Source organism: Pseudomonas sp. SG20056 (assembly GCF_031764535.1).
In the GTDB taxonomy this organism is placed as follows: Bacteria; Pseudomonadota; Gammaproteobacteria; order Pseudomonadales; family Pseudomonadaceae; genus Aquipseudomonas.
In genome coordinates this window covers 3,809,935-3,833,269 of sequence record NZ_CP134499.1, presented here as the reverse complement: position 1 = coordinate 3,833,269, position 23,335 = coordinate 3,809,935, and the positions used below count along the sequence as shown (strand labels likewise).

The 23,335-nt window shown below is 61.9% G+C and carries 22 protein-coding genes; 9 read left to right on the top strand and 13 right to left on the bottom strand.

All coding sequences use genetic code 11. The features are described 5' to 3' along the window. Positions 1–25: 25 nt before the first annotated feature. Positions 26–1,420, top strand: coding sequence for a replicative DNA helicase (gene dnaB / locus RHP75_RS18210; RefSeq protein WP_311089425.1), 1,395 nt, complete (start codon positions 26–28; stop codon positions 1,418–1,420). Between the two features lie 32 nt (positions 1,421–1,452). Here the strand turns inward: dnaB and RHP75_RS18205 are convergent, their stop codons facing one another. Together RHP75_RS18205 and RHP75_RS18200 are read right to left on the bottom strand one after the other, a co-directional pair. Then, positions 1,453–2,154, bottom strand: a complete 702-nt coding sequence (locus tag RHP75_RS18205) for a YafY family protein (RefSeq protein ID WP_311089424.1) — start codon at positions 2,152–2,154, stop codon at positions 1,453–1,455. A gap of 63 nt (positions 2,155–2,217) precedes the next feature. Continuing rightward, positions 2,218–2,583, bottom strand: coding sequence for a VOC family protein (locus RHP75_RS18200; RefSeq protein ID WP_311089423.1), 366 nt, complete (start codon positions 2,581–2,583; stop codon positions 2,218–2,220). 250 nt (positions 2,584–2,833) lie between these two features. Here RHP75_RS18200 and alr point away from each other — a divergent pair, with 250 nt between their 5' ends. Continuing rightward, complete coding sequence (gene alr / locus RHP75_RS18195; RefSeq protein WP_311089422.1) at positions 2,834–3,913, top strand: alanine racemase; 1,080 nt, start codon at positions 2,834–2,836, stop codon at positions 3,911–3,913. A gap of 1 nt (position 3,914) precedes the next feature. Here alr and RHP75_RS18190 read toward each other — a convergent pair whose 3' ends face one another. Then, positions 3,915–5,819 (bottom strand): diguanylate cyclase, encoded by a 1,905-nt coding sequence (locus RHP75_RS18190; protein WP_409079672.1) that lies wholly within the window; start codon positions 5,817–5,819, stop codon positions 3,915–3,917. A gap of 132 nt (positions 5,820–5,951) precedes the next feature. Beyond that, positions 5,952–7,829: a diguanylate cyclase gene (locus RHP75_RS18185; RefSeq protein ID WP_311089421.1), complete on the bottom strand. Its 1,878-nt coding sequence runs from the start codon at positions 7,827–7,829 to the stop codon at positions 5,952–5,954. A gap of 234 nt (positions 7,830–8,063) precedes the next feature. On the opposite strand from RHP75_RS18185, the gene RHP75_RS18180 reads away from it, so the two are divergent. Further along, complete coding sequence (locus RHP75_RS18180) at positions 8,064–10,379, top strand: YgiQ family radical SAM protein (protein ID WP_311091984.1); 2,316 nt, start codon at positions 8,064–8,066, stop codon at positions 10,377–10,379. A 137-nt stretch (positions 10,380–10,516) separates the two neighbouring features. On the opposite strand, the gene RHP75_RS18175 is transcribed toward RHP75_RS18180, so the two are convergent. The 4 genes from RHP75_RS18175 to RHP75_RS18160 all read right to left on the bottom strand — a co-directional run bounded on the left by RHP75_RS18175 (position 10,517) and on the right by RHP75_RS18160 (position 14,236). Next, positions 10,517–11,782 (bottom strand): Hsp70 family protein, encoded by a 1,266-nt coding sequence (locus RHP75_RS18175; protein ID WP_311089420.1) that lies wholly within the window; start codon positions 11,780–11,782, stop codon positions 10,517–10,519. A gap of 158 nt (positions 11,783–11,940) precedes the next feature. Further along, complete coding sequence (locus tag RHP75_RS18170; RefSeq protein ID WP_409079747.1) at positions 11,941–12,894, bottom strand: YbhN family protein; 954 nt, start codon at positions 12,892–12,894, stop codon at positions 11,941–11,943. A gap of 151 nt (positions 12,895–13,045) precedes the next feature. Beyond that, a complete protein-coding gene (locus RHP75_RS18165; protein WP_311089418.1) occupies positions 13,046–13,483 on the bottom strand; it encodes a YqaA family protein in 438 nt (145 codons plus the stop codon). A 24-nt stretch (positions 13,484–13,507) separates the two neighbouring features. Beyond that, entirely contained in the window at positions 13,508–14,236 is a 729-nt protein-coding gene (locus RHP75_RS18160; protein WP_311089417.1) for a VC0807 family protein, read from the bottom strand. A gap of 290 nt (positions 14,237–14,526) precedes the next feature. On the opposite strand from RHP75_RS18160, the gene RHP75_RS18155 reads away from it, so the two are divergent. The 6 genes from RHP75_RS18155 (at position 14,527) to RHP75_RS18130 (ending at position 19,517) form a co-directional block, all read left to right on the top strand. Further along, the gene (locus RHP75_RS18155; protein ID WP_311089416.1) at positions 14,527–15,453 is read left to right on the top strand and encodes a substrate-binding domain-containing protein; all 927 of its coding nucleotides are present in this window, start codon (positions 14,527–14,529) and stop codon (positions 15,451–15,453) included. 91 nt (positions 15,454–15,544) lie between these two features. After that, positions 15,545–16,306 carry a transporter substrate-binding domain-containing protein gene (locus tag RHP75_RS18150; RefSeq protein ID WP_311089415.1) on the top strand — a complete coding sequence of 254 codons (762 nt, stop codon included), beginning with the start codon at positions 15,545–15,547 and terminating at the stop codon, positions 16,304–16,306. A 53-nt stretch (positions 16,307–16,359) separates the two neighbouring features. Beyond that, positions 16,360–17,115, top strand: a complete 756-nt coding sequence (locus tag RHP75_RS18145) for a transporter substrate-binding domain-containing protein (RefSeq protein ID WP_311089414.1) — start codon at positions 16,360–16,362, stop codon at positions 17,113–17,115. 71 nt (positions 17,116–17,186) lie between these two features. After that, positions 17,187–18,185 (top strand): type II secretion system F family protein, encoded by a 999-nt coding sequence (locus tag RHP75_RS18140; RefSeq protein WP_311089413.1) that lies wholly within the window; start codon positions 17,187–17,189, stop codon positions 18,183–18,185. Between the two features lie 127 nt (positions 18,186–18,312). Beyond that, entirely contained in the window at positions 18,313–19,176 is an 864-nt protein-coding gene (locus tag RHP75_RS18135) for an oxaloacetate decarboxylase (RefSeq protein WP_311089412.1), read from the top strand. A 74-nt stretch (positions 19,177–19,250) separates the two neighbouring features. Then, complete coding sequence (locus RHP75_RS18130) at positions 19,251–19,517, top strand: DksA/TraR family C4-type zinc finger protein (protein WP_310284623.1); 267 nt, start codon at positions 19,251–19,253, stop codon at positions 19,515–19,517. Between the two features lie 36 nt (positions 19,518–19,553). Here the strand turns inward: RHP75_RS18130 and RHP75_RS18125 are convergent, their stop codons facing one another. The 5 genes from RHP75_RS18125 to RHP75_RS18105 all read right to left on the bottom strand — a co-directional run bounded on the left by RHP75_RS18125 (position 19,554) and on the right by RHP75_RS18105 (position 23,335). Further along, positions 19,554–19,997, bottom strand: coding sequence for a hypothetical protein (locus tag RHP75_RS18125; protein WP_311089411.1), 444 nt, complete (start codon positions 19,995–19,997; stop codon positions 19,554–19,556). 188 nt (positions 19,998–20,185) lie between these two features. After that, on the bottom strand, positions 20,186–21,886 hold the full coding sequence (gene ureC, locus RHP75_RS18120; RefSeq protein WP_311089410.1) for an urease subunit alpha: 1,701 nt from the start codon (positions 21,884–21,886) through the stop codon (positions 20,186–20,188). A 101-nt stretch (positions 21,887–21,987) separates the two neighbouring features. Next, positions 21,988–22,296, bottom strand: coding sequence for an urease subunit beta (locus RHP75_RS18115; protein WP_311089409.1), 309 nt, complete (start codon positions 22,294–22,296; stop codon positions 21,988–21,990). Further along, the gene (locus RHP75_RS18110; RefSeq protein ID WP_311089408.1) at positions 22,293–22,823 is read right to left on the bottom strand and encodes a GNAT family N-acetyltransferase; all 531 of its coding nucleotides are present in this window, start codon (positions 22,821–22,823) and stop codon (positions 22,293–22,295) included. The genes RHP75_RS18115 and RHP75_RS18110 overlap by 4 nt, the downstream gene beginning before the upstream one ends. Next, positions 22,823–23,335 carry an N-acetyltransferase family protein gene (locus tag RHP75_RS18105; RefSeq protein ID WP_311089407.1) on the bottom strand — a complete coding sequence of 171 codons (513 nt, stop codon included), beginning with the start codon at positions 23,333–23,335 and terminating at the stop codon, positions 22,823–22,825. Before RHP75_RS18105 ends, RHP75_RS18110 begins: the two co-directional genes overlap by 1 nt.

Below are 23,335 nucleotides of genomic sequence, written 5' to 3'. Positions count from 1 at the left end.
AACACAGAATTTTGCCCAGAGCCTTATGAACGACATCAGCCTGCCCGAACAGTACGACCTGCAAACCTCCGCCCTGAAGGTGCCGCCGCACTCGATCGAGGCGGAGCAAGCCGTACTGGGCGGCCTGATGCTCGACAACAATGCCTGGGAGCGGGTGCTCGATGCGGTGTCCGATGGCGACTTCTATCGACACGACCACCGCCTGATCTTCCGCGCGATTTTCAAGTTGGCTGAGCGTAACCACCCCTTCGACGTGGTCACGGTATCCGAGCAGCTGGACCAGGAAGGGCAGCTGTCGCAAGTCGGCGGCCTGGCCTACCTCGGCGAACTGGCGAAAAACACGCCGTCGGTGGCCAACATCAAGGCCTATGCGCAGATCATTCGTGAGCGCGCCACGTTGCGCCAGTTGATCGGCATCAGCGGCGAAATCGCTGACAGCGCGTACATGCCACAAGGCCGTACTGGCGCCGAGATTCTTGATGAGGCCGAGCGCCTGATCTTCCAGATTGCCGAGGCGCGACCGAAGACCGGCGGCCCGGTAGGGATCAACGATATTCTGGTCAAGGCCATCGACCGCATCGACACCCTGTTCAATGCTGGCGACGCGATCACCGGTTTGTCCACCGGCTTTACTGACCTGGACAACCTGACCAGCGGCCTGCAGCCGGCCGACCTGATCATCGTTGCCGGCCGTCCGTCGATGGGTAAGACCACCTTCGCCATGAATCTGGTGGAAAACGCGCTGATGCGCAGCGACAAGGTGGTGATGGTGTACTCGCTGGAGATGCCTTCAGACTCCATCGTGATGCGTATGCTCGCCTCGCTAGGGCGTATCGATCAGACCAAGGTGCGTGCCGGTCGCCTGGATGACGACGATTGGCCGCGCCTGACCAGCGCGGTCAACCTGCTCAATGATCGCAAGTTATTTATCGACGACACCGCCGGTATCTCGCCTTCGGAGATGCGCGCACGTACCCGCCGCCTGGCCCGTGAGCACGGCGAGATCGGCCTGATCATGGTCGACTACCTGCAGCTGATGCAAATTCCTGGCTCCAGTGGCGACAGCCGAGTCAACGAGATTTCTGAAATCTCCCGCTCGCTCAAGGCCCTGGCCAAGGAATTCAACTGCCCGGTGATTGCCCTGTCGCAGCTTAACCGTGGCCTGGAACAGCGCCCTAACAAGCGCCCGATCAACTCCGACTTGCGTGAATCGGGTGCGATCGAGCAGGACGCCGACATCATCATGTTCGTCTACCGCGACGAGGTGTATCACCCTGAAACCGAGTACAAGGGTGTGGCCGAGATCATTATCGGCAAGCAGCGTAACGGTCCGTTGGGTACGGCGCGGCTGGCGTTTCTCGGTAAGTTCTCGCGTTTCGAAAATCTCGCGCCGGGTAGCTACCAGTTCGAAGACGAGTGATCCGGTGTGCTCTCAGCCGCGCTCTTCAGGCGTTAGCTTTTGTACAGCGGTGCGGTGGCGTACTCGCCTAGATACGGTTTGAGGTAGTCCTCCAGGCGTTGGCCCTCCACTGCTTCAAAGGTCTCCGCACGGTCCTGCAGTTGTTCGACGCGGTCGATGCGGAAGTTGCGAAAGTCGTTGCGCAGCTCACACCAGCCGCACAGCGTCCAGGTTTGCCCCCAGAAGAACAGCCCCAGCGGCCATACGCAGCGTTGACTGGTGTCGCCGCGTTCATCGCGATAGCTGATCAGCAGTTTGTGGCGCTGGCGTATGGCCTGGCGCAGCTGGCCGAGCCAATGCATGGGGTACGGATTGGTTTCGGGGGCAAACAGCTGGTTACGATTGAGCTCATCGCGCAGTTCGTTGGGCAGCACGCTGTGGATCTTCGCCAGTGCCGATTCGGCGGCCCGTTGCAGTTGTGGGTCCGCCCAGGCTTTGACCATGCGCGCGCCCACCAGCAGTGCCTCAATCTCTTCGCGCTCGAACATCAGGGGTGGCAAATCCATCGGTTGGCGCAGCACGTAGCCGACGCCGGCTTCACCTTCCAGCGGCACGCCGGAAAGGGACAGATCCTGGATATCGCGATAAATAGTGCGCACCGATACTTGCAGGCGCTCGGCGAGCCACTGGGCGGTGGTCAGGCGACGGCTGCGCAGGAACTGCACGATTTGAAATAGACGGTCGGCGCGCCTCATGTTGTCTCAGCTGTTCTCGCTCTGGATTACCGGGCGCGCTGGCGCACGCCCGGAATGCCGGTTTTAGGACATGCTGTGCAGGCCCACTTCATTACCTTCGCTGTCTTTTATCACAGCAATAAAGCCATGCGGCGCGATGGACATCTTGCTCTGGATGATCACGCCTCCTGCCGAGGGAACCCGGTTCACCACCGCATCCAGTTGGCCCTCGACGTTCAGGTAGATGCGGGTGCCGCCAATCCCACTCTGTTGCTCGGCAGACTCGCTCAGGCAGCCGCCGACACCGCTTTCCTGTGCATGGGGGAACAGTGCCATACGGCCGCCCATGCCCTCCATTACCTCCAGCGGCGTCGCCAGGGCGCGTTCATAGAAGCCACGGGCTCGCTCGAAGTTGCTGACAAATAGTTCGAACCAGTTGATCGCATTCATGTTCTCTCTCCTTGAAGGTTAGGGGGCGACAGGCAGCGGCAGTATCGGACTGCGCGTTCTAGCCTGTGGAGCCCACTCTAGGGGAGTGCTACTGACAGCTTATTGTCAGTAGCTTTTGCCTCGCTGCGATTAAATTTGCGTGGCTAACAGTGGTCCCGCAGGTGTATGGCTTGTGCTGGGTGACCTGGCGCTTGCAGCTCGGGAGCTGAGGGTTAAGATGCTCGCCTTTAGCCTGTCGTGGAGCCCTGCCATGCGCCCTCTTGTTGCCACCATCGATCTGTCAGCCATCGCCCATAACTACGCGGTGGCCAAGCGCTGTGCGCCAGGGCGGCAGGCGTTTGCGGTGGTCAAGGCGAATGCCTACGGGCATGGCGTGCGTGAGGTGGTAACGGCTCTGCACGATGTCGCCGATGGCTTTGCTGTGGCCAGCCTGGAGGAAGCCGCCGAGGTGCGCGCGCTGCATGGTGACGCGAGGATTCTGTTGCTCGAGGGCTGCTTTGAAGCGGACGAGTACCAGTTCGCCGCGCAGCTGGGGCTGGATGTGGTGCTGCACAGCGAGCAACAGGCGCAACAGCTGCTCGCGGCTAATCTATCTCGGCCGCTGAATCTGTGGCTGAAGCTGGACAGCGGCATGCATCGCCTGGGCTTCAGTGCCGCTGCTGTGCGTGATTGGCATGGTCGCTTACAGGGCGCAGCGCAGGTGGCCGAGCTGAATCTGCTCAGTCACTTTGCCTGCGCCGATGAGCGCGGCAGTGAAACCACCGAACTGCAGCTGGAGCAGTTTCTCGATTTACTGGATCTGGATTTTGCCCAGCGCTCGCTGGCCAACTCGGCGGCGATTTTGACCATTCCTGCTGCGCATATGGATTGGCTGCGGCCCGGCATCATGCTCTATGGCACCACGCCTTTTGCTGATTTGGGCGCCGCTGAACTGGGCTTGCGCCCGGCGATGAGCCTGACCGCGCAGCTGATTGCCTGCCGCGATGTGGCAGTCGGTGACACGGTTGGCTATGGCGGCACCTGGCGCGCCGAGCGGCAGTCGCGTATCGGCATCGTAAGTTGCGGTTATGCCGATGGCTACCCGCGCCATGCGCCGGCCGGCACGCCGGTTGTTATCCGGGGGCAGAGGGTGGTACTGATCGGGCGGGTGTCCATGGATATGCTGGCGGTTGACCTGACGGACTTGCCGGATGCCGCCGTGGGTGATGCGGTCGAGCTGTGGGGCGCGCAGTTGCCGGTGGATGAAGTGGCTCAGGCCGCCGGCACCATTGGTTACGAGCTGCTCAGCAAGGTCACGGCGCGGGTGCCGCGGCGCTACCGCAACCGCTGAGTCAGAGCAGGCCGCTGGGCACGCTGAGCACATCCAGATGCAGGCGCGCGCTGTTGCTCAGCTCGCCGTCTTCACCGCACACCGCCGAGCCTGAGCGGCCACGGGTCTTGACCCGGTAGAGCATCTCGTCGGCCGCCTTGTACAGCGCAGTAAAGGTGCCGGCGTGTTGCGGGTACAGCGCCACGCCGATGCTGATGGTCACGGTCAGCCGTTCGGCGCCGTACATCACTGGCTTGGCCAGCTCGGCGAGCAGTCGGTTGGCGATTTCCCGAGCGTGTTCTTCGGCATCGGCGCCGCACACCAGTACGGCGAACTCATCGCCGCCCAGGCGTGCCACGGCGTCGCCTGCGCGCACATGCTCGCGCAGGCGCAGGGCGATCTGCTGCAACATCAGGTCACCGGCATCGTGGCCGTGTTTGTCGTTGATCGGCTTGAAGTGATCGAGGTCGATCAGCAGCAGGGCAATCGCTTCGCTGTGCCGGCGGGCGTTGGCCAGGGCGGTTTCGCAGCGCTCGACCAGATAACGCCGGTTCGGCAGCTCGGTCAGCGGGTCGTGAAATGCCGCGTGCTGCAGCGCTTGTTCACGTTGGCGCAGGCGTTCATTGGTGGCGGCCAGTTCTGCGGTGCGCAGTTCAACCGAGTGCTGTAATTCGGCGGCATTGGCCTGGGCTTGGGCCAGGCGTGCGGTTTTTTCACGGTCGGCCTGGAGGATCGCGTCGGCTTTTTCCTGCTTTAGAATCTGGATGCGGTAGGCCAGAGCGAAGGAGAACAGGATCGCTTCGGCCGCCACCGCCAGCGGGAACAGGTAAGCGGTGGACTCGCCAGGCTGCACCACGCCGGCGGCGCGTAGCACCAGAATCACAAAGCTCAGCAGCACGCTGCCGTAGCCCAGCAGGTAGAACAGCGCCGGGGTAAAGCCCTGTCGCCAGCGGATGATGGCACTGAGCAGCAGGGTGGGGACGGTGACAATCGGGATCAGTCCTATCAGCAGGCCGGTTTCACTGCGATAGCCGGCGAGGTTGACCGCCAGGGCCAGCAGATAGACTGCGATACAGCCGTTGAGGATGGTGTGGGCAATGCGCAGGGTGGTGCGGGTGGACAGCAGAGCCTGGGCAAAACGCAGGATGCCGAGGCTGACCAGAATGGGCAGGGTGATGCGATCCAGCCAGGTGGGCACCGGGCCATCGGGCCAGAGGTATTGGAAGCCATGGCCGCTCATGCTGGCGATAAACACCAGCGAAGCCGCCATGGTCAGTACATACCAGAGGTATGCCGGGTCGCGCAGGGCCAGCAGGATAAACAGGTTGTACAGCAGCAGGGCGAGGATCACCCCATAGATCAAACCGAGCACCAGATGCTCGCGCTTGGCCAGTTGCTCGAGGTCGTGTAGCTGCCAGATACGCAGCGGGAAGGAGTTGCCCGCCGGGTCGTAGGTGCGCAGGTAAATGGTCTGCGGCTGCTCACCAAGGACTGGCAAGCGGAACACGGCGCGACGGTAATCGTGGTCGCGGCCTTCGGCAAAACCGACGCGTTCACCTGCCTGGCGCAATTGCCATTGGCCTGTAGCGCTGGGCAGGAAGATTTGCAGGTCGAGCAGGGTGACTGCGCCGACTTCCAGCCACCACTGTGCAGGCGCGTCACTGCTGCGTTGCAGGCTGAGTTTGATCCACCAGGGGTTGCTGCTCTGACCAACGCTGGTGCGTCCGGCGGCGGGTTGAAAGCGGCTTTGCACGGCGGGGTCGGCCATGTCGGCAATGCTCAGTTGGCCGCCCACATCTTCCAGCAGTTCGATCTGACCGTTGAGCACGTTGCCACTACTTGGCGCACTCAGCTGCACCGGGTTGGCAAAGCTCGGGCCGCTAAACAGGCTCAGCAATAGAAGGATGGATAAGGTGAGACGCTGCACTGCGGACTTCCCGGTGTCGAGTGGCGGTTGCGCGAGTATAGGCGCAGCTGTGTGATCGTTCACAGCAGTTGCCGGCACGACATTGGTTTGGTGATAACTGTGCTGTGAGCGGCGATTGCTGCCTTCGTGTAATCAGCTCAAACCACTGGGTACATTCAGCACATCCAGTTGCAGGCGCGCGCTGCTGCTCAGCTCGCCGTCTTCCCCGCAAACGGCGGAGCCTGAACGACCACGGCTCTTGACCTTGTAGAGCATTTCATCGGCGGCCTTGTACAGCGTGGTGAAGTTGCTGGCGTGACGTGGATACAGCGCCACGCCGATGCTGATGGTCACGGTCAGACGGTCAGCACCGTAGGCCACCGGCTTGGCCAGCTCGTCCAGCAGGCGGCGGGCGATATCGCGGGCATGCTGTTCGGCATCTTCACCGCAGATCAGCACGGCAAACTCATCACCGCCCAGGCGCGCCACCGCATCCCCCGAACGTACGTGCTCGCGCAGACGCTGGGCGATGGTTTGCAGCATCAGGTCGCCAGCATCGTGGCCGTATTTGTCGTTGATCGGCTTGAAATGATCGAGGTCGATCAGCAGCAGGGCCGTGGCTTCATTGTGCCGACGGGCATTGGCCAGCGCCGCTTCGCAGCGCTCGACCAGGAAACGCCGGTTTGGCAGCTCGGTCAGCGGGTCGTGGAAGGCGGCGTGTTGCAGCTCGCGTTCGCGTTCGCAGAGCTGCTGGTTGGCTTGTGCCAGTTCGGCCGTGCGCAGTTTGACCGCGCTTTGCAGTTCATCGGCACTGCCCTGCATCTGCGCCAGGCGCGCAGTTTTTTCGCGGTCGGCCTGCTCCAGAGCTTCGGCTTTTTCCTGCTTGAGCGTTTGGATACGGTACGCCAGGGCGAAGGAGAACAGAATCGACTCGGCGGCCACTGACAGCGGGAATACGTAAGCGTTCCAGGTGGCCGGCTGTACCAGGCCAGTGGCGCGCATCAGCGCCAGACTGATGCTGCCAAGAATCAGGCCATAGCCGCAGAGATACAGCAGGGCCGGGAAGTAACCCTGGCGCCAGCGAATCAGTGCCGAGCCCAGCGCTGCAGGGATACTGGTCAGCGATAGCAGGGCGATGATCCAGGCTGCGGTATGGCGCTGTCCCAGGCCCTCCAGGGCGACTGCAATCACATAGCAGACGCAGGCCAGGCTTAACAGGTGATGAGCCCAGCGCACGTGGGTGCGGGTTTGCATCAGGCATTGAGTAAAGCGGCAGGCGCAGAACCCCCACAGAGATGGCAGGGTGACGCGGTCTAGCCAGAAGGGCACTGGATTGTTTGGCCACAGGTACTGGAAGCCATGACCGCTCATGCTGAGGATCATCAGCAGAGCGCCGGCGGTGGTAAGCACGTACCAGAAGTAAGCCGAGTCGCGCAGGCTGAAAAAGATAAACAGGTTGTACAGCAGCAGGGCGGCGATGATGCCGTAGACCACGCCGAGGGCGAGGTTTTCTTCTGCGGCCGCTTGGGTCAGATGATCCAACTGCCAGGCGCGCATCGGGAAGGAGTTGCCGGCCGGATCATAGCTGCGCAGGTAGAAGGTCAAGGGTTGTGGAGTCAGCTCTGGCAGCTTGAACAGCATGTGGCGAAATTCGTGATCGCGACCTTCCTTGTGGCTGACCAGCTCGCCTGATTGGCGCTCCTGCCAATTGCCATTCTGCCCTGGAAAGTACAGGCGCAGGTCGAGTTGGGTGACCGAGCTGACTTCCAGCCACCACTGGCTGGGGGCATCGCTGGTGCGCTGCAGGGTAACCTTGATCCACCAGGGGTTAATACTCTGACCTACGCTGGCGCGGCCATTGGCCGGTTTGAAGCGGCTCTGAATGGCTGGGTCGGCCATATCAGCAATGGTCAGTTGCGCGCCGCTGTCTTCCAGCAGTTCGATGTCGGTGTTGAGGGATGTGCCACTGCTATTGGGCATGAGCGTGATGGCTGCGCTCGAAAGGCCAGGCAACAGGGCTAGGCTCAGCATGATTAGGATGGAAAAAGCTAAGCGTTGCACCACGTTCACCCCTTGTCCCGGCTATTGGCGACCGATGTTATGTGCCCGAGTATAGCTGTAAGCCACTACGCTGTTGCTACGGCTCTAGGGGGGATTTCAACCATTAAACCTAGCGTCTAAGTCGGGTTTGGTTAAAATTTGTGCTATATTCCGCGCCCGCGATTTTCCATCCCTGTTCGCCACCGCCGGTCACTCTCCATGTCCATGCAAGCCGCCAAGCCGTTATTCGATTATCCAAAGTACTGGGCCGAGTGTTTCGGGCCGGCGCCTTTCCTGCCGATGAGCCGGGAAGAGATGGATCAGCTTGGCTGGGACAGTTGCGACATCATCATCGTGACCGGTGACGCTTATGTGGATCACCCCTCGTTCGGCATGGCGATTATTGGCCGGCTGCTGGAGTCGCAAGGCTTTCGCGTGGGCATCATCGCCCAGCCAAACTGGCAGTCGAAAGACGATTTCATGAAGCTCGGCGAGCCGAACCTGTTCTTCGGCGTCGCGGCCGGCAACATGGACTCGATGATCAACCGCTACACCGCCGACAAGAAAATCCGCTCCGACGACGCCTACACCCCGGGCGGCCTGGCCGGCAAACGTCCGGATCGCGCCAGCCTGGTGTACAGCCAGCGCTGCAAGGAGGCCTACAAGCATGTGCCGATTGTGCTCGGCGGCATTGAGGCCTCGCTGCGCCGTATTGCCCATTACGATTACTGGCAGGATCGCGTGCGCAACTCGATCCTGATCGACGCCAGCGCCGATATCCTGCTGTACGGCAACGCCGAGCGCGCCATCGTCGAAGTGGCCCAGCGCCTGTCATATGGCCACAAGATCGAAGACATTACCGACGTACGCGGCACCGCGTTTATCCGCCGTGATACGCCGCAGGGCTGGTACGAAGTGGACTCTACGCGTATCGACCGTCCGGGCAAGATCGACAAGATCATCAACCCGTATGTGAACACTCAGGACACCGCCGCCTGCGCCATCGAGCAAGAGAAAGGCCCGCAAGAAGATCCGAACGAACCGAAGGTTGTGCAGATTCTCGCCAGCCCGCGCATGACCCGCGACAAGACGGTGATTCGCCTGCCGTCCATGGAAAAGGTGCGCAACGACCCGGTGCTGTACGCCCACGCCAACCGCGTGCTGCACCTGGAAACCAACCCAGGCAACGCCCGCGCATTGGTACAGAAGCATGGTGAGGTGGATGTGTGGTTCAACCCACCTCCCATCCCCATGACCACCGAAGAGATGGACTACGTGTTCGGCATGCCCTATCAGCGTGTGCCGCACCCGGCCTATGGCAAGGAAAAAATCCCGGCCTACGAGATGATCCGTTTTTCGGTGAACATCATGCGCGGCTGTTTTGGCGGCTGTACCTTCTGCTCGATCACCGAGCACGAAGGGCGGATCATCCAGAACCGCTCGGAAGAGTCGATCATCCGTGAGATCGAAGAGATCCGCGACAAGGTGCCAGGCTTTACCGGGGTGATTTCCGACCTCGGCGGGCCGACCGCCAATATGTATCGCATCGCCTGCAAGAGCCCGGAAATCGAATCCGCGTGCCGCAAGCCATCCTGCGTATTCCCCGGCATCTGCCCGAACCTGAATACCGATCACTCCAGCCTGATCCAGCTGTACCGCAGTGCTCGTGCGCTGCCGGGGGTGAAGAAGATTCTGATTGCCTCGGGTCTGCGCTACGACCTCGCCGTCGAGTCGCCGGAGTATGTCAAGGAGCTGGTCACCCACCACGTCGGTGGCTACCTGAAGATCGCCCCGGAGCACACCGAAGAAGGCCCGCTGAATCAGATGATGAAGCCGGGCATTGGCAGCTACGACAAGTTCAAGCGCATGTTCGAGAAGTACTCGAAAGAGGCGGGCAAAGAGCAGTACCTGATCCCGTACTTTATCGCCGCGCATCCAGGCACCACCGACGAGGACATGATGAACCTCGCGCTGTGGCTCAAGGGCAATGGCTTCCGCGCCGACCAGGTGCAGGCGTTCTACCCGTCGCCGATGGCCACCGCCACGGCCATGTACCACTCGGGCAAGAACCCGCTGCGCAAGGTCAGCTACAAGAGCGACGGCGTGACCATCGTCAAGAGCGAAGAGCAGCGTCGCCTGCACAAGGCCTTCCTGCGCTATCACGACCCGAAGGGTTGGCCAATGCTGCGTGAAGCGCTGCAGCGCATGGGCCGCGCTGACCTGATCGGGCCGGGCAAGAATCAGCTGATCCCGCTGCATCAACCCGCCACCGACAGCTACCAGAGCGCGCGCCGCAAGAACTCGACGCCGGCCGGCAGCCACAAGGTTGCCAAGGACACGACCAAGAGCAAGCCAATGCTCACCCAGCACACAGGCCTGCCGCCGCGCGATACCGGTGCGGCCGGCGGTAACCCTTGGGACAAGCGCGAGAAGGCCAAGGCGGCTGCGCAAGTGCGTAACCAGCAGGCGGCCAAAGAGCGCGCCGACGCGGCGAAAGGGAAGGGCAAGAAGCCCACCAAGAAGCCCGCCGTACCGCGCTGATTCTGCGGGAATAAAAAATGCCAGCTTTGTGCTGGCGTTTTTTATGGTGGCGTTTGCAGTTTTGTCGCGGCTAAAGCCCCTCCCACAAACGCATCGGGCTCCGTGGGAGGGGCTTTAGCCGCGAGCTGTTGCAGTGTTTAGCCGTAGCGTTTGTGCGCCTCGATGGCCAGGCCGCTGCCGATGCTGCCGAAGGTATTGCCTTCCACATGCTGCGCATTGGGCAGCATGGCTGCGACGCTCTGGCGCAGCGCCGGAATACCGCTGGAGCCGCCGGTGAAGAACACCGTATCGACCTGCTCGACACTGACGCCGGCATCGCTCAGCAGCTGGGTGACACTGGCGCGCACGCGCTCCAGCAACGGCTCGATGGCATCCTCAAACAGCGTGCGGGTCAGCTCGGCGACCAGGCCTTCTTCCAGGCGGCTGAGGTCGATGGGCCGTGCATCCTGCTCGGTCAGGGCGATCTTGCTTTCCTCGACCTGCATGGCCAGCCAGTGGCCGTCGCGGCGTTCGATCAGCTGGAACAGGCGGTCGATGCCCGTCGGGTCGACAATGTCGTAGCGCATGCTCTGCAGCTGGCGCTGCGACTGCGCCGAGTACACCGCGTTGATGGTGTGCCAGGTGGCCAGGTTCAGGTGGGTGCTGGTGGGCATTGGTGCATCGCTCTTCATCCGGCTGCCGTAGCCGAACAGTGGCATGACGCCGGCCAGCGACAGTTGCTTGTCGAAGTCGGTACCGCCGATATGCACGCCGCCGGTGGCGAGGATGTCGCTGTGACGATCAGCCACGGCGCGGCGTTCGGGTGCCAAACGCACCAGGGAGAAGTCCGAGGTACCACCGCCGATGTCGACGATCAGTACCAGCTCTTCGCGGCTGATGCCCGACTCGTAGTCGAAGGCTGCGGCGATGGGCTCGTACTGGAACGATACGTCCTTGAAGCCGAGCTTGTGCGCCACGGCCACCAGAGTGTTTTGTGCTTCCAGGTCAGCCACCGGGTCATCGTCGACGAAGAACACCGGGCGGCCCAGCACCACTTCTTCAAAGGGACGGCCGGCAGTGGCCTCTGCGCGGTTTTTCAGCTCACCGATAAAAAAACCGAGCAGGTCTTTAAACGGCAGGGCGCTGCCCAGCACGGTGGTTTCGCTTTTTAGCAGCTTGCTGCCCAAGAGGCTTTTCAGCGAGCGCATCAGCCGGCCTTCGTAGCCCTCCAGGTATTCCTGCAGGGCCAGGCGGCCGTACACCGGGCGACGTTCTTCGAGGTTGAAGAACACCACGGAGGGCAGGGTGATCTTGCCGTCTTCCAGGGGAATCAGGGTTTCGGCGTCGGGGCGCAGCCAGCCGACGGTGGAGTTGGAGGTGCCGAAGTCGATGCCGCAGGCGCGGGCGGGTGTAGAGAGAGTCATGCGGCGCGCTGTTCCTGAATAAGTACCGGGAGGTTTCTGGGCATCCTGTCACGACAGCCGGCCAGTGGCTGTCGTGAAGGTGGGCCGCAAAAACGGCCGCGCATTCTATGCGAGTGCGCGGCGCAATGCTGCCCCCGGTTATCCGGTGTTTGTTCGGCTCAGGGGAGTGGCGGGTTGTCTGGGGTGGTGCGGCGGCTCTGCCACTGCGTCCATTCGAAGCCGAGTACCACCAGCAGCGACAGGGCGAACGGCAACAGCAGGTAAAAGCAGCGGAACACGATCAGTGCAGCGAGTACGTCTGCCGCCGGCAGCTCGGGCATCGCCGCGAGGAAGGTCACTTCCAGTACGCCCAGGCCGCCAGGGGCATGGGACAGCAACGCCAGCGAGAACGAAGCAAGGAATACGCCGAACACCACCAGGTAGCCAGGGTTGTTCTCCGCCGGCAGGGCGAAGTAGATGATCGCCGCCGCGCAAGCCAGCTCCAGTGGGCCGGCCAGTAGTTGGCGGCCGACAATCCCCAGGCGCGGGTATTCGAGATGCAGTTTGCCCCAGTGCCAGGGCTTGAAATGCCGCCAGGAGCCGAGCACATAGAGCGCGACCAACAGCAGCAGGAGCACGCCGATAATCTCGGAGACCAGCGGCGTGACTTTGGCTACGCGGTGGATCAGATCCGGCTCCAGCACCAGTACGCAGCCGCTGGCGAGGATGGTGCCGAGGACGAAGGTGAAGGAGCAGAAGACGATCAGGATGCCGATTTCCTGGGGCGTCATGCCTTTGCTGCGGTAAGCGCGATAACGCACCAGCGCGCCGGAAAACACTGAGGCGCCGATGTTGTGGGCCAGCGCATAGGTGGTGAAGGAGCACAGGCTGATAAAGCGCCAGGAAATTTTTTTGCCCAGGTGAGCCAGGGCGATGCGGTCGTACCAGGCCAGGGCGCTATAGGCACCAAGGGTGGCCGCTGCGGCCAGCAGCCAATCCAGGCGCGGAATGGCGCGCAGGCTATCGGCTATTTCATCCAGGGAGATAGTGCGCACTTGGTGATAGAGCAAGTAGCACGACAGCAGCACGGCGCCGAGCCCCACCAGGGTCCAGACCAGATCGCTCCTTTTCATCACGGATGCAGCTCCACTGAGATCACTCCTTCGCACTGCGACTGTCCTCGCACACGCCTGTGCGAAGGTTGCGCAGTATCACGGAGGCATGGCCGATGCTCAACCTCGGACTTGCCGTTGGCGTTACGGCGTGTGTCGCGCGTGGCGTAACTCAGCTCCAGCCGAGGGTCAGGGCTGCCAATACAGCATAGCGGGCGGTTTTCGCCAGGCTGACGATCAGCAGAAAAACCCACAGCCGTTCGCGCATCACTCCGGCTACCAGAGTCAGCGGGTCGCCGATGATCGGCATCCAACTCAGCAAGAGCGACCAGCGGCCATAACGTGCGTAGCCGCGCTGTGCCTGCTGCAGGCGTGCTTCGCTGACCGGGAACCAGGATTTATTGCGAAAGTGTTCCAGGTAGCGGCCGAGCAGCCAGTTGAGCAGCGCGCCGAGGATATTGCCGACGCTGGCCACCGCCAGCAGCGCCAAAGGTGAATAGGCGTCGCTGAGCAGCAGCGCCACTAGCACGCTTTCCGATTGCAGCGGTAGCAGGGTGGCGGCGCCAAGGGCCGAAATAAACAGGCCGAGGTAGGCGGAAAACGTCAGCATCCGTGGCGCGCCGAGCTGCGTCGTTTAAGGCTGCTTTTCCTGCTCGGCATTGGCCATCACGTCTTCCAGCTTGAGGCCGGTAAGCCCGTGAATGGTGCGCCACAGGTAATAGAAGATGGCCATCAACATGATCATCGACGGGATCGCGATCATCGGATAGCTGAGCAGGTTCATCCGCCCCAGTTCGGCGTTGAAGGCTTCGCTGCCGGCTGGGCTGATCACGATCCACTTGGCCAGCACGTAGTTCATCGCCGAGGAAAAGAAGAAGGTGCCGCTCAGCCAGTAGGTGGCGCGGAGCAGGCGTGTTTCGAACAGCTCGGTATTACCCGCCTGTTCCAGGCGCTCATGGATCTTGTCGACGTTGAGCACGGTCTTGTTGAACAGCATGGTGCGAATCAGCGGGAAACGCGTACGAGTCGAGACCAGCACGGCGATGCCGATGATGCCGGGGATCGCCGCTTCCTTGATCGCCAGCCACTGGTTGTCCAGCTTGAGCAGGCCGATACCGCCGGTAAGCAGCACGCTGACCAGGCCAAGCAAGGCGATAAAGTTGAATTTGCGGTACTTGAGCAGCTCGAAACTGCCCCAGCCCAGCGGGAAGGCTAGCGCTAGCATCAACGCGCCGTCGGCACCCAGTCGGCTCTCGCCACTGAGTTTCATCAGGATCAGGGAAGGAATCAGGATACTGACCAGCAGATCGATCAGCGGGCGGGGTTTGTGCGTGGCCTGAGTGCTTTGCGTGGTATCGGTCATGTCATTCAAGGTGCAGGAAAGAGACGCGATGATGGCCTGCTTGAGCGGCGGCTACCAGCCCAGCCGTCGCCTGGAGTGTGAAAAAGTGTGAGGGGCAGGTGTGTGTCACGGTTTTGGGGCGGATGACCGCTAGTCCCATGCCCGGCGAGGCTAATGGCCTGATGCTAGAGTGATATCAGTAACTCTACGGTGACGCCTGAGCGCTGTTAGGTGTGGTGCACGAATGTTGTGCATAGCGTCGCCAGGTTTTGGGAGTGATGCTGATGTACTGCCGATGCCAAGCGAACTATGTGCTGCTATTCGTTGTGTTGACCAGTTGGACTACTCAAGCGTTGGCAAAGGACTGTATCGGTGTGGTGGCGGCGGGAGCCACGCCCTTCTGGCTGCAGGTGGAGGCAGGTGCGCGACAGGCGGGCCAGACGTTTGATCTGGACGTGCATTTTCGTGGGCCCAGTCGCGAAGGACGGGTGGAAACCCAGCTGCAGATGATCAATTGGGTGTTGGAATATGGCTGCAAGGCGCTGGTTATCGCCCCCAGCGGCTCCGAAATCGCCCCGCGTGTGCAGCAATTGGCGGGCAGTGGCATCAATACCGTGTATTTCGACCGTGATCTGCCCGGAAGTGCAGTGCGCGGTGTGGTCGCCACGGATAACTTTCTCGCCGGCGTGCAGGCAGGCCAGGCCTTGGCCGTGGCGCTCGGTGGGCAGGGCAAGGTCGCGTTGTTGCGCCTGAAGGCCGGCGTGCTCTCGACCAGCGAACGTGAGCGGGGCTTTCGCCAGGGCGCGGAGCAGGGTGGCCTGAGCATTCTGGTCGATACCTTTATCGGCGACGATAGCCAGGCGGCGGTGAATGCCTTGCGTGAGCAGTTGCCGCAACTGGCTGGAGTGTTCACCCCCAACAGCACCAGCTCACGCGCCGCTCTGGCGGCACTGCGCCGGCTTGGTAAGGTGGGTGAGTTGGTGCATATCGGTTTTGATGGTGATCAGCTGCTGATCGATGCGTTACGCCAGGGCGAGATCCATAGCCTGATGATCCAGCAGGCCCACGCCATTGGTTATCAGGCCGTGCAATTGGCGGCGCAAAGTCTGCGTGGCGAACTGGCACCGCCGCCGGTGAATATCGCGCTGCAGGTGCGGCAGGTAACCCGCGAGAATCTGGCGCAATGGCAGCGGGAGCGGGAGTTGGAACTGACGGCTAATCCATCGCCCTCGCGCTGATTTGCCGCAGAGCTCGGCTGGTTGCTGAACCAATGGCTGTTTATCATTCTGGTTTTCGGCCCATTGTTCGTATGTTTGCAGGTGTTGCCCAATGTGGTTGAAGTCCTGGCTCGTTATGTTGTTGCTTGGCTGCTGTACATCGGCGCTGGCAGCCGAGCTGCGCCTGTATACAGAGGAATACCGGCCGCTGAGCTATGTCGAAGATGGCAAGCTGACCGGCATGGCCGTGGAAGTGGTCGAGCTGCTTATTCAGCGTACCGGGCAGGACACCCGCATCGAGCTGGTGCCCTGGACGCGTGGTTACCATCAGGTGCAGCGCGAGGCCAACAGCGGCTTGTTCTCCACGGTGCGTACCGCACGGCGCGAGGCGCTATTCCAGTGGGTCGGGCCGATTGCCCTGGGGCATACCAGCTTCTATGCGCGACGCGGTGCTGGCTTGAATGTGCGCACGTTGCAGGATGTTGAACGCTTCAATACCTTGGCGGTGCCCAAACAGTGGTACTCCTATGAGTACCTCAGCGACCGTGGTCTGAAAAACCTCTACGGTGTGCCAACGCCCCAGCACATGATGAAAATGTTCAAACACGGTCGTATCGAGCTGTTGGTGGCCAATAGCCTGGCTCTGGATGACATGCTGTCGCAGCAAGGCATGCGCCGTGATGAGGTGGAGTTGCAGTTCACCTTTATGGGCAACAACTCCTATATCGCTTTTTCGAACAACACCGATCCTGCGCTGGTCCGGCAATGGCAGCTGGCCCTTGATGAGTTACTGCGCGACGGCAGTCTGGAGCGGATTCATAAGCGCTGGTTTACCCAGCCGTTCAGCATGCCGGCCGCACCTTCCTTGCCATAACGCGATTTGCCCGGCTCTGAGCTAGTCTGAAGCCAGTATCGGGAGAACCCACTTTGCTCAAACCATGCTGCGCGCTGATGATCTGGCTGCTGCTCTGTCTGGCCGGGTCTGCGCGTGCCGAATTGCATTTGCTTACTGAGGAAGCGCCGCCGACCAGCTTTAGCCGTGATGGCGAGTTGCACGGCCTGGCCGTAGAGGTGGTGCGCGCGCTGCTCGAGCGTACCGGCGATCCCGGCAAGATTGAGCTGCTGCCCTGGACACGTGGCTATCACCTGGCTCAACAGGAGCCGAATACGGCGATCTTCTCCACCGTACGCACGCCGGAGCGTGAGGCCAAGTTTCAATGGGTCGGCCCGCTGCTGATCGGCACCACCAGCTTTTACTCGCTGAAATCGCGCAACCTGCGTTTCGACAACCTGCAGCAAGCCGCCGAGAGCGGGCCGCTGGCTGTGCCGAAGCAGTGGTACACCTTTGAAACCCTCAGCGCGCGTGGCTTCAAGAATCTCTATGGGGTTCCCAGTTCGAAGAATATGGTGACCATGCTCAAGCATGAGCGGGTGCAGTTGATCGCTACTGAAGACCTGACCCTCAAGGACGAATTGGCCAGCGGCGGTTTGCGCCCGGACCAGGTGCAGGCGCACCTGCCTTTTATGCGGTCGGCCTACTACATCGCTTTCTCCCCACAGACCGATAAGGCGCTGGTCGAACGCTGGCAGCGTGCTCTCGCCGCCATGCATGAGGATGGCAGCTTCGCCCAGATATTCCGCCGCTGGCTACCGCATGCCGAGTTGCCTACGGTCACGGAATAGCCCGCTGCTCCGGGCTGCGCGGCCTGCTAACCTGTCGCCTGTTGTGTCGTTCTGACTTCGCTGAGCCGCCTATGCCGCCCCCACGTCCTGCCTTGCTTGATTTTGCTACGCGCGCGCAGTTGTTCGGCCATCTGGCGGCCATGGAGAACGCCGGTGTGCCAGTCGAGCGGGCGCTGCTCAGCCTGCAAGTGCCAGCGCGCGCCAGGGCTGCGCTGGGGAGCTGGCAAACGCAGATATCCGGCGGTAGCGATATAGGCAGTGCCGGGCTGCGCAGTGGCCTGTTCACCCCACTGGACAGCACCCTGCTGCGCGCCGCTCAGGCCAGCGGCTGTCTGGCTGCGGTTTATCAGCGTTTGGCCGAGCGTTACAACCACCGGGCGCAGCAGGCCGCCGCCGTGAAGTCACGCTTGCTGTTGCCGGCAGCCGTGCTGGTGCTGGCGCTGTTGATCCAGCCGCTGCCTGCGTTGGTCGGTGGTCAGTTGAGCCTCGTCGGTTATCTGTGGGGTGTGCTTTGGCCGTTGCTGGTGCTGGGCGCGCTGTATGGACTGGGTCGTGGGTTTTATCGGCGTCGTGAGCGCGCGCCTGCCGGGGCGGCTTCGTCGTTCGATGGCTTGTTGGCGAGTGTGCCGATTCTCGGTTCCGCGTTGCTGCGGCGTAATCTGCGCGACTTTTTCGACAGCCTGGGGCTGATGCTGGAGGCCGGCATGCCCATGCTCGACGCCCTGCCCAAGGCCTGCGCGGTGATCCGCCATACGCCACTGCGCAAGCGGTTCAGTGGTGTGCAGCTGGCTGTTCAGCGTGGTCAGAGCCTGGCGCAGGCCTTGGCCAGTTTGGACTTCCCCGGCCATGGCTTGGCTCTTGGTCTGATTCGTACGGGGGAGGCCAGTGGCACCTTGCCAGCCAGTCTGCTCAACTACGCCGGGGTGGAAACACAGAAACTGGATAGCCTGACCGAACAGCTGGCGACCTGGTTGCCGCGGGCGCTGTATGCCGGGGTGATGCTGTGGATGGCCTATGGGCTGCTGACTGGCGCAGGCTTTGGGCCGCGTTTACCGGCAGAGTTAGGTTAGTGACACGGTGGACTGAAAGGAGGGTGCAAGGTTACTGGTCGACTATGTAGTTTTACTACATGACGGGTTTTGTAGTTTTGCTACATAATCACTCGCTCAGAATTGATTATGAACGATGGTGCACCCCATGCAAAGAGCCTCGCATCACGACCTTCGCGCACAATTTCGTGCGCTTCTTGCTTCGAATAGCTGCTATCACACCGCTTCTGTGTTTGATCCTATGGCTGCTCGAATTGCCGCTGATCTTGGCTTTGAAGTCGGGATTTTGGGTGGTTCTGTAGCTTCACTACAAGTTCTGGCCGCACCGGATTTCGCCCTGATCACCCTCAGCGAATTTGTCGAGCAGGCCACGCGGATCGGCCGCGTCAGCCGCCTACCGGTCATCGCCGATGCTGACCACGGCTATGGCAATGCGCTCAACGTAATGCGCACGGTGGTGGAACTGGAGCGCGCGGGGATTGCTGCGCTGACCATCGAGGACACTCTGCTACCCGCGCAATTCGGCCGTAAGTCCACCGACCTGATCAGCATCGACGAAGGTGTCGGCAAGATCCGTGCGGCCTTGGAAGCGCGGGTTGATCCAGACCTGGCGATCATCGCTCGCACCCATGCTGGCGTGCTGGATGTCAGCGAAGTGATTCGCCGTACCCAGGCGTACCAGGCGGCCGGCGCTGATGCCATCTGCCTGGTTGGGGTCGAGGATTTTGCTCACTTGGAGCAGATTGCTGCGCACCTCAGCATCCCGTTGATGCTGGTGACTTACGGCAACCCGTCGCTGCGCGATAACGCGCGACTGGCCAGCCTCGGTGTACGCATCGTGGTCAACGGCCATGCCGCTTACTTCGCGGCGATCAAGGCCACTTACGACTGCCTGCGTGAGCAGCGCGGTGTCGATGCGTGTGACCTCAACGCCACCGAGCTAACCCACAAATACACTCAGCCCGAGGACTACATTGTCTGGGCGCGCGAGTTTATGGAGGTCAAGGAGTAGGCCGACCGCGTGCGCTTGAGATTTGCCCGCAGACGGCGCATACCTAGAGGCATACACGGCGGAGGACAAGTGCGATGGCCGGTGGCTGGGCAAATGATGGTGCGGTACAGGAGCAGATCGACAGCAGCATCGAGGACGCCATTCAGCGCGCCCGCAGCCAGCTGCCGCGCGGCGAAAGCCTGAGCCATTGCGAGGAATGCGCCGCGGCCATTCCCGAGGCGCGGCGCAACGCCATCCCCGGTGTGCACCTGTGCGTGGCCTGCCAGACCGAGCATGACAAGGAACAGGCCCGATTCAGCGGCTATAACCGCCGGGGCAGCAAGGACAGCCAGCTGCGCTGAGGCGCACCGCAACGCCCATCGCTCGCGTAGCCAGCGTCAGGCGCGAATATCCACGCCGCCAGTCTGGCTCTGCATGATCGACATGGCCGACTGCAGCATCTTCAAGGTCGCCGCGTCGTTACGCGCTGTGGCGCCTTCAATGCCGGCGCGGGCCTTCTGGGTAAAGTCATAGCGCGTGCTGTCGTTTGCCGCGGGCAACTCTCCCGGCAGGCCGCCGGCTACCGGTATTTTCATGCTCATGGCCATAAACGCGCGGCTGTCATCGAGTGACATCTGCCCGCTACGGATTTGACCGTTGGTCCAGTCGCGCAGGTCCTGGCGGGTCATGCTGCTGAAGTCTGCTGGCGCAGCAGCTTTCGGCGCGCTGGATGTGGTGCTGGACAGCACCGCCGAGAACGACGCTTCAGCACTTCGGTTCTGGTTGGCCGCTGACGTACCTGATTTGGCGGCTGGGTAGGTGGCTCCTGCATCAATTCTCATGGCGGTTCCTTTCCACTGATTAAATGAGCCTTGTGCCGAGCAAAACCTGCGCCAAATCGTTGCGGCCGCCGGGCTGTGCGGCCTCAGCGGCTACGCAACCCGCCTGCTCAGCGCGTTAGGTGGGCCGTTCGGCAGCTGCTTGCCGGTAATCGGGCAACCTGTTGCCGGCAACTAGGCGTCTGTCTGTGTCAGAACAGGAAATAGCGCTGCGCCATTGGCAGTACATCCGCCGGCTCGCACCAGAGCAGCTGGCCATCGGCCTTGACCTGATAATTCTGCGGATCGACTTCGATGGTCGGCAGGTAATCGTTGTGGATCAGGTCGGCCTTCTGCACCTCGCGGCAGCCTTTGACCACGCCGATCTTCTTCTTCAGTCCGAGCTGTTCGGGTACGCCGGCCTCGAACGCCGCTTGGCTGATAAAGGTGATGCTGGTGGCATGCCGGCTGCCGCCGTAGCTGGCGAACATCGGCCGGTAGTGCACGGGTTGTGGCGTCGGGATCGAGGCGTTGGCGTCGCCCATCAGGCTGGCAGCAATCGCTCCGCCCTTGAGGATCAGCGTTGGTTTCACGCCGAAAAACGCCGGGCGCCAGAGCACCAAATCCGCCCATTTGCCCACTTCGATCGAGCCGACTTCATGGCTGATGCCGTGGGTGATCGCGGGGTTGATGGTGTACTTGGCGATATAGCGCTTGACCCGGAAGTTGCTGTTGCCCGGGCCGTCGCCTTCCAGCGGGCCGCGTTGCTTGTGCATCTTGTCGGCAGTCTGCCAGGTGCGGGTGATGACCTCGCCAACGCGGCCCATGGCCTGGCTGTCGGAGCTGATCATGCTGAACGCACCGAGGTCATGCAGGATGTCTTCGGCGGCAATGGTCTCGCGGCGAATGCGGCTTTCGGCGAAGGCTACGTCCTCGGCGATGCTCGGGTCGAGGTGATGGCAGACCATCAGCATGTCCAGGTGCTCGTCGATGGTGTTGCGGGTGAACGGCCGGGTCGGATTGGTCGAACTCGGCAGCACGTTGGGGAAGCCGCAGGCCTTGATGATGTCCGGCGCATGGCCGCCACCGGCGCCTTCGGTGTGATAGGTGTGAATGGTGCGGCCCTTGAATGCGCCGAGGGTGGTCTCGACGAAGCCGGACTCGTTCAGGGTGTCGGTGTGGATCGCCACCTGCACGTCGTACTGGTCAGCCACGCTAAGGCAGTTGTCGATCGCCGCCGGGGTGGTGCCCCAGTCTTCATGCAGCTTGAGGCCGATTGCGCCGGCCTTGACCTGCTCAATCAATGGCTCGGGCAGCGAGGCGTTGCCCTTGCCGGTAAAACCCAGGTTCATCGGGAAGGCGTCAGCGGCCTGGAGCATGCGCGCCATATGCCAGGGCCCGGAGGTGCAGGTGGTGGCGTTGGTGCCGGTGGCCGGCCCGGTGCCGCCACCAATCATGGTGGTCACGCCGCTCATCAACGCCTCTTCGATCTGCTGCGGGCAGATAAAGTGGATGTGCGTGTCGATGCCGCCCGCGGTGAGGATCATGCCTTCGCCGGCAATCACCTCGGTGCCGGCGCCGATGGCGATGGTCACGTCGGGTTGAATATCCGGGTTGCCGGCCTTGCCGATGGCGGCGATACGGCCGTCCTTGAGGCCGACGTCGGCTTTAACGATGCCCCAGTGATCGATGATCAGCGCATTGGTGATCAGCGTGTCGACCACGTCGGCGGCGCACAGCTGGCCCTGACCCATGCCATCGCGGATGACCTTGCCACCGCCGAATTTCACTTCTTCACCGTAGGTGGTGAAGTCCTTCTCGACCTCGATCCACAGCTCGGTATCGGCCAGGCGCACCTTGTCGCCGACGGTGGGGCCGAACATATCGGCATAGGCTTGGCGGGAGATTTTCATGGGTTAGCCTTCACATTCAATTGGGTTTGCAACCGTTCGCTGCGCTCACTTTCGCGGGCAAGCCCGCTCCTACCGGTGAGCGCATTCCCCTGCGGGTGGGCTTAATCCAGCTCGCCCATTACCCGCCCAGCAAAGCCGAACACGCGGCGATGGCCGGCCAGGTCGACCAACTCCACTTCACGGCTTTGCCCCGGTTCGAAGCGCACCGCAGTGCCGGCCGGGATATTCAGACGCATCCCGCGCGCGCTGGCGCGGTCGAAGGTCAGCGCATCGTTGGTTTCGAAGAAGTGATAGTGCGAGCCGACCTGGATCGGCCGGTCGCCGCTATTGGCCACGGTTACGCTCAGCGTACGGCGGCCGGCATTGAGTTCGATCTCGCCGTCCTGAATCTGGTATTCGCCGGGAATCATGGGTGGGGCCTCGACAAGGTTTTGTAGTAGATGGCGTTTGCACGGTATTGGCCGTCAGGGCCGCAGGCGTAGTCAGGTAGCCCGCCGATGCAGCTGTAGCCAAGCGCCTGGTAAAAAGTTTCGGCATCGCTGCCGGCTTCGGTGTCCAGATACAGCAAACCGCGTTGCAGCTCGGCGGCTTCGCCTTCCAGGTGCTGCATCAGGCTGTTGGCGATGCCTCGGCGGCGGGCGTTGCTGTGTACCAGGAGCTTCTGCACTTCGGCGCGGTTGAGGCCGTTAGGTTTCTGGCACAGCACCAGTTGCACGCTGCCCATTACCTGATCGTGCTCACGGGCCAGCCAGAGCAGGTGAGTGCCGTCATGCATGCCGGCCAGTACCTGATCGAAATAGACATTGGCCGCCTCAGCATCGAGATCGGCGAGAAAGCCTACCGAGGCGCCATGCGCCACGGAGTCGAGCAGCAGGCTCTGCAGACCTTGGCGATAAAGCTCAAAGTCGGCTGCGTCGAGGCGCTCAATGCTTAGCATTAGGCTTCATTCCTTTCGGGGCAAAGCATCAGCTGCATAAAGGTAAGGTCCAGCCAGCGGCCGAACTTGCGGCCGACCTGCGGCATCTGGCCGGTGTTGACGAATCCGAGGCGCTCGTGCAGGCGGATCGAGGCGCTGTTGCCGCTCTCGATGGCTGCGACCATCACGTGCAGACCGGCCGCTTGTGCGCGGTCGATCAAGGCGCTCATCAGCAAGGGGCCAAGCCCCTGACCGCGTTGGTCGCTGCGCACATACACCGAGTGTTCCACGGTGTGGCGAAAGCCTTCGATGGCGCGCCAGGTGCCGTAGCTGGCATAGCCGAGCACCTCGCCCGCGTCGCTCTGGGCTACCAACACCGGAAAGCCAGCCGCCGTGCGCTCGCTCAGCCAGGCCTGACGGTTGTTCAGGTCAACCAGGGTTTCGTTCCAGATCGCCGTGGTGTGCTGCACGGCATCGTTGTAGATGGCCAGGATGGCGGGCAGGTCGGCGGTGGTGGCGTCTTGAATAATCAT

Excerpts from the sequence above, each read along its gene's own strand:
- dnaB (WP_311089425.1), top strand. The coding sequence starts at position 26 with ATGAACGACATCAGCCTGCCCGAACAGTACGACCTGCAAACCTCCGCC.
- RHP75_RS18205 (WP_311089424.1), bottom strand. The coding sequence starts at position 2,154 with ATGAGGCGCGCCGACCGTCTATTTCAAATCGTGCAGTTCCTGCGCAGC.
- RHP75_RS18200 (WP_311089423.1), bottom strand. The coding sequence starts at position 2,583 with ATGAATGCGATCAACTGGTTCGAACTATTTGTCAGCAACTTCGAGCGA.
- alr (WP_311089422.1), top strand. The coding sequence starts at position 2,834 with ATGCGCCCTCTTGTTGCCACCATCGATCTGTCAGCCATCGCCCATAAC.
- RHP75_RS18185 (WP_311089421.1), bottom strand. The coding sequence starts at position 7,829 with ATGCTGAGCCTAGCCCTGTTGCCTGGCCTTTCGAGCGCAGCCATCACG.
- RHP75_RS18180 (WP_311091984.1), top strand. The coding sequence starts at position 8,064 with ATGCAAGCCGCCAAGCCGTTATTCGATTATCCAAAGTACTGGGCCGAG.
- RHP75_RS18175 (WP_311089420.1), bottom strand. The coding sequence starts at position 11,782 with ATGACTCTCTCTACACCCGCCCGCGCCTGCGGCATCGACTTCGGCACC.
- RHP75_RS18170 (WP_409079747.1), bottom strand. The coding sequence starts at position 12,894 with ATGAAAAGGAGCGATCTGGTCTGGACCCTGGTGGGGCTCGGCGCCGTG.
- RHP75_RS18165 (WP_311089418.1), bottom strand. The coding sequence starts at position 13,483 with ATGCTGACGTTTTCCGCCTACCTCGGCCTGTTTATTTCGGCCCTTGGC.
- RHP75_RS18160 (WP_311089417.1), bottom strand. The coding sequence starts at position 14,236 with ATGACCGATACCACGCAAAGCACTCAGGCCACGCACAAACCCCGCCCG.
- RHP75_RS18150 (WP_311089415.1), top strand. The coding sequence starts at position 15,545 with ATGTGGTTGAAGTCCTGGCTCGTTATGTTGTTGCTTGGCTGCTGTACA.
- RHP75_RS18140 (WP_311089413.1), top strand. The coding sequence starts at position 17,187 with ATGCCGCCCCCACGTCCTGCCTTGCTTGATTTTGCTACGCGCGCGCAG.
- RHP75_RS18135 (WP_311089412.1), top strand. The coding sequence starts at position 18,313 with ATGCAAAGAGCCTCGCATCACGACCTTCGCGCACAATTTCGTGCGCTT.
- RHP75_RS18130 (WP_310284623.1), top strand. The coding sequence starts at position 19,251 with ATGGCCGGTGGCTGGGCAAATGATGGTGCGGTACAGGAGCAGATCGAC.
- RHP75_RS18125 (WP_311089411.1), bottom strand. The coding sequence starts at position 19,997 with ATGAGAATTGATGCAGGAGCCACCTACCCAGCCGCCAAATCAGGTACG.
- ureC (WP_311089410.1), bottom strand. The coding sequence starts at position 21,886 with ATGAAAATCTCCCGCCAAGCCTATGCCGATATGTTCGGCCCCACCGTC.
- RHP75_RS18115 (WP_311089409.1), bottom strand. The coding sequence starts at position 22,296 with ATGATTCCCGGCGAATACCAGATTCAGGACGGCGAGATCGAACTCAAT.
- RHP75_RS18110 (WP_311089408.1), bottom strand. The coding sequence starts at position 22,823 with ATGCTAAGCATTGAGCGCCTCGACGCAGCCGACTTTGAGCTTTATCGC.
- RHP75_RS18105 (WP_311089407.1), bottom strand. The coding sequence starts at position 23,335 with ATGATTATTCAAGACGCCACCACCGCCGACCTGCCCGCCATCCTGGCC.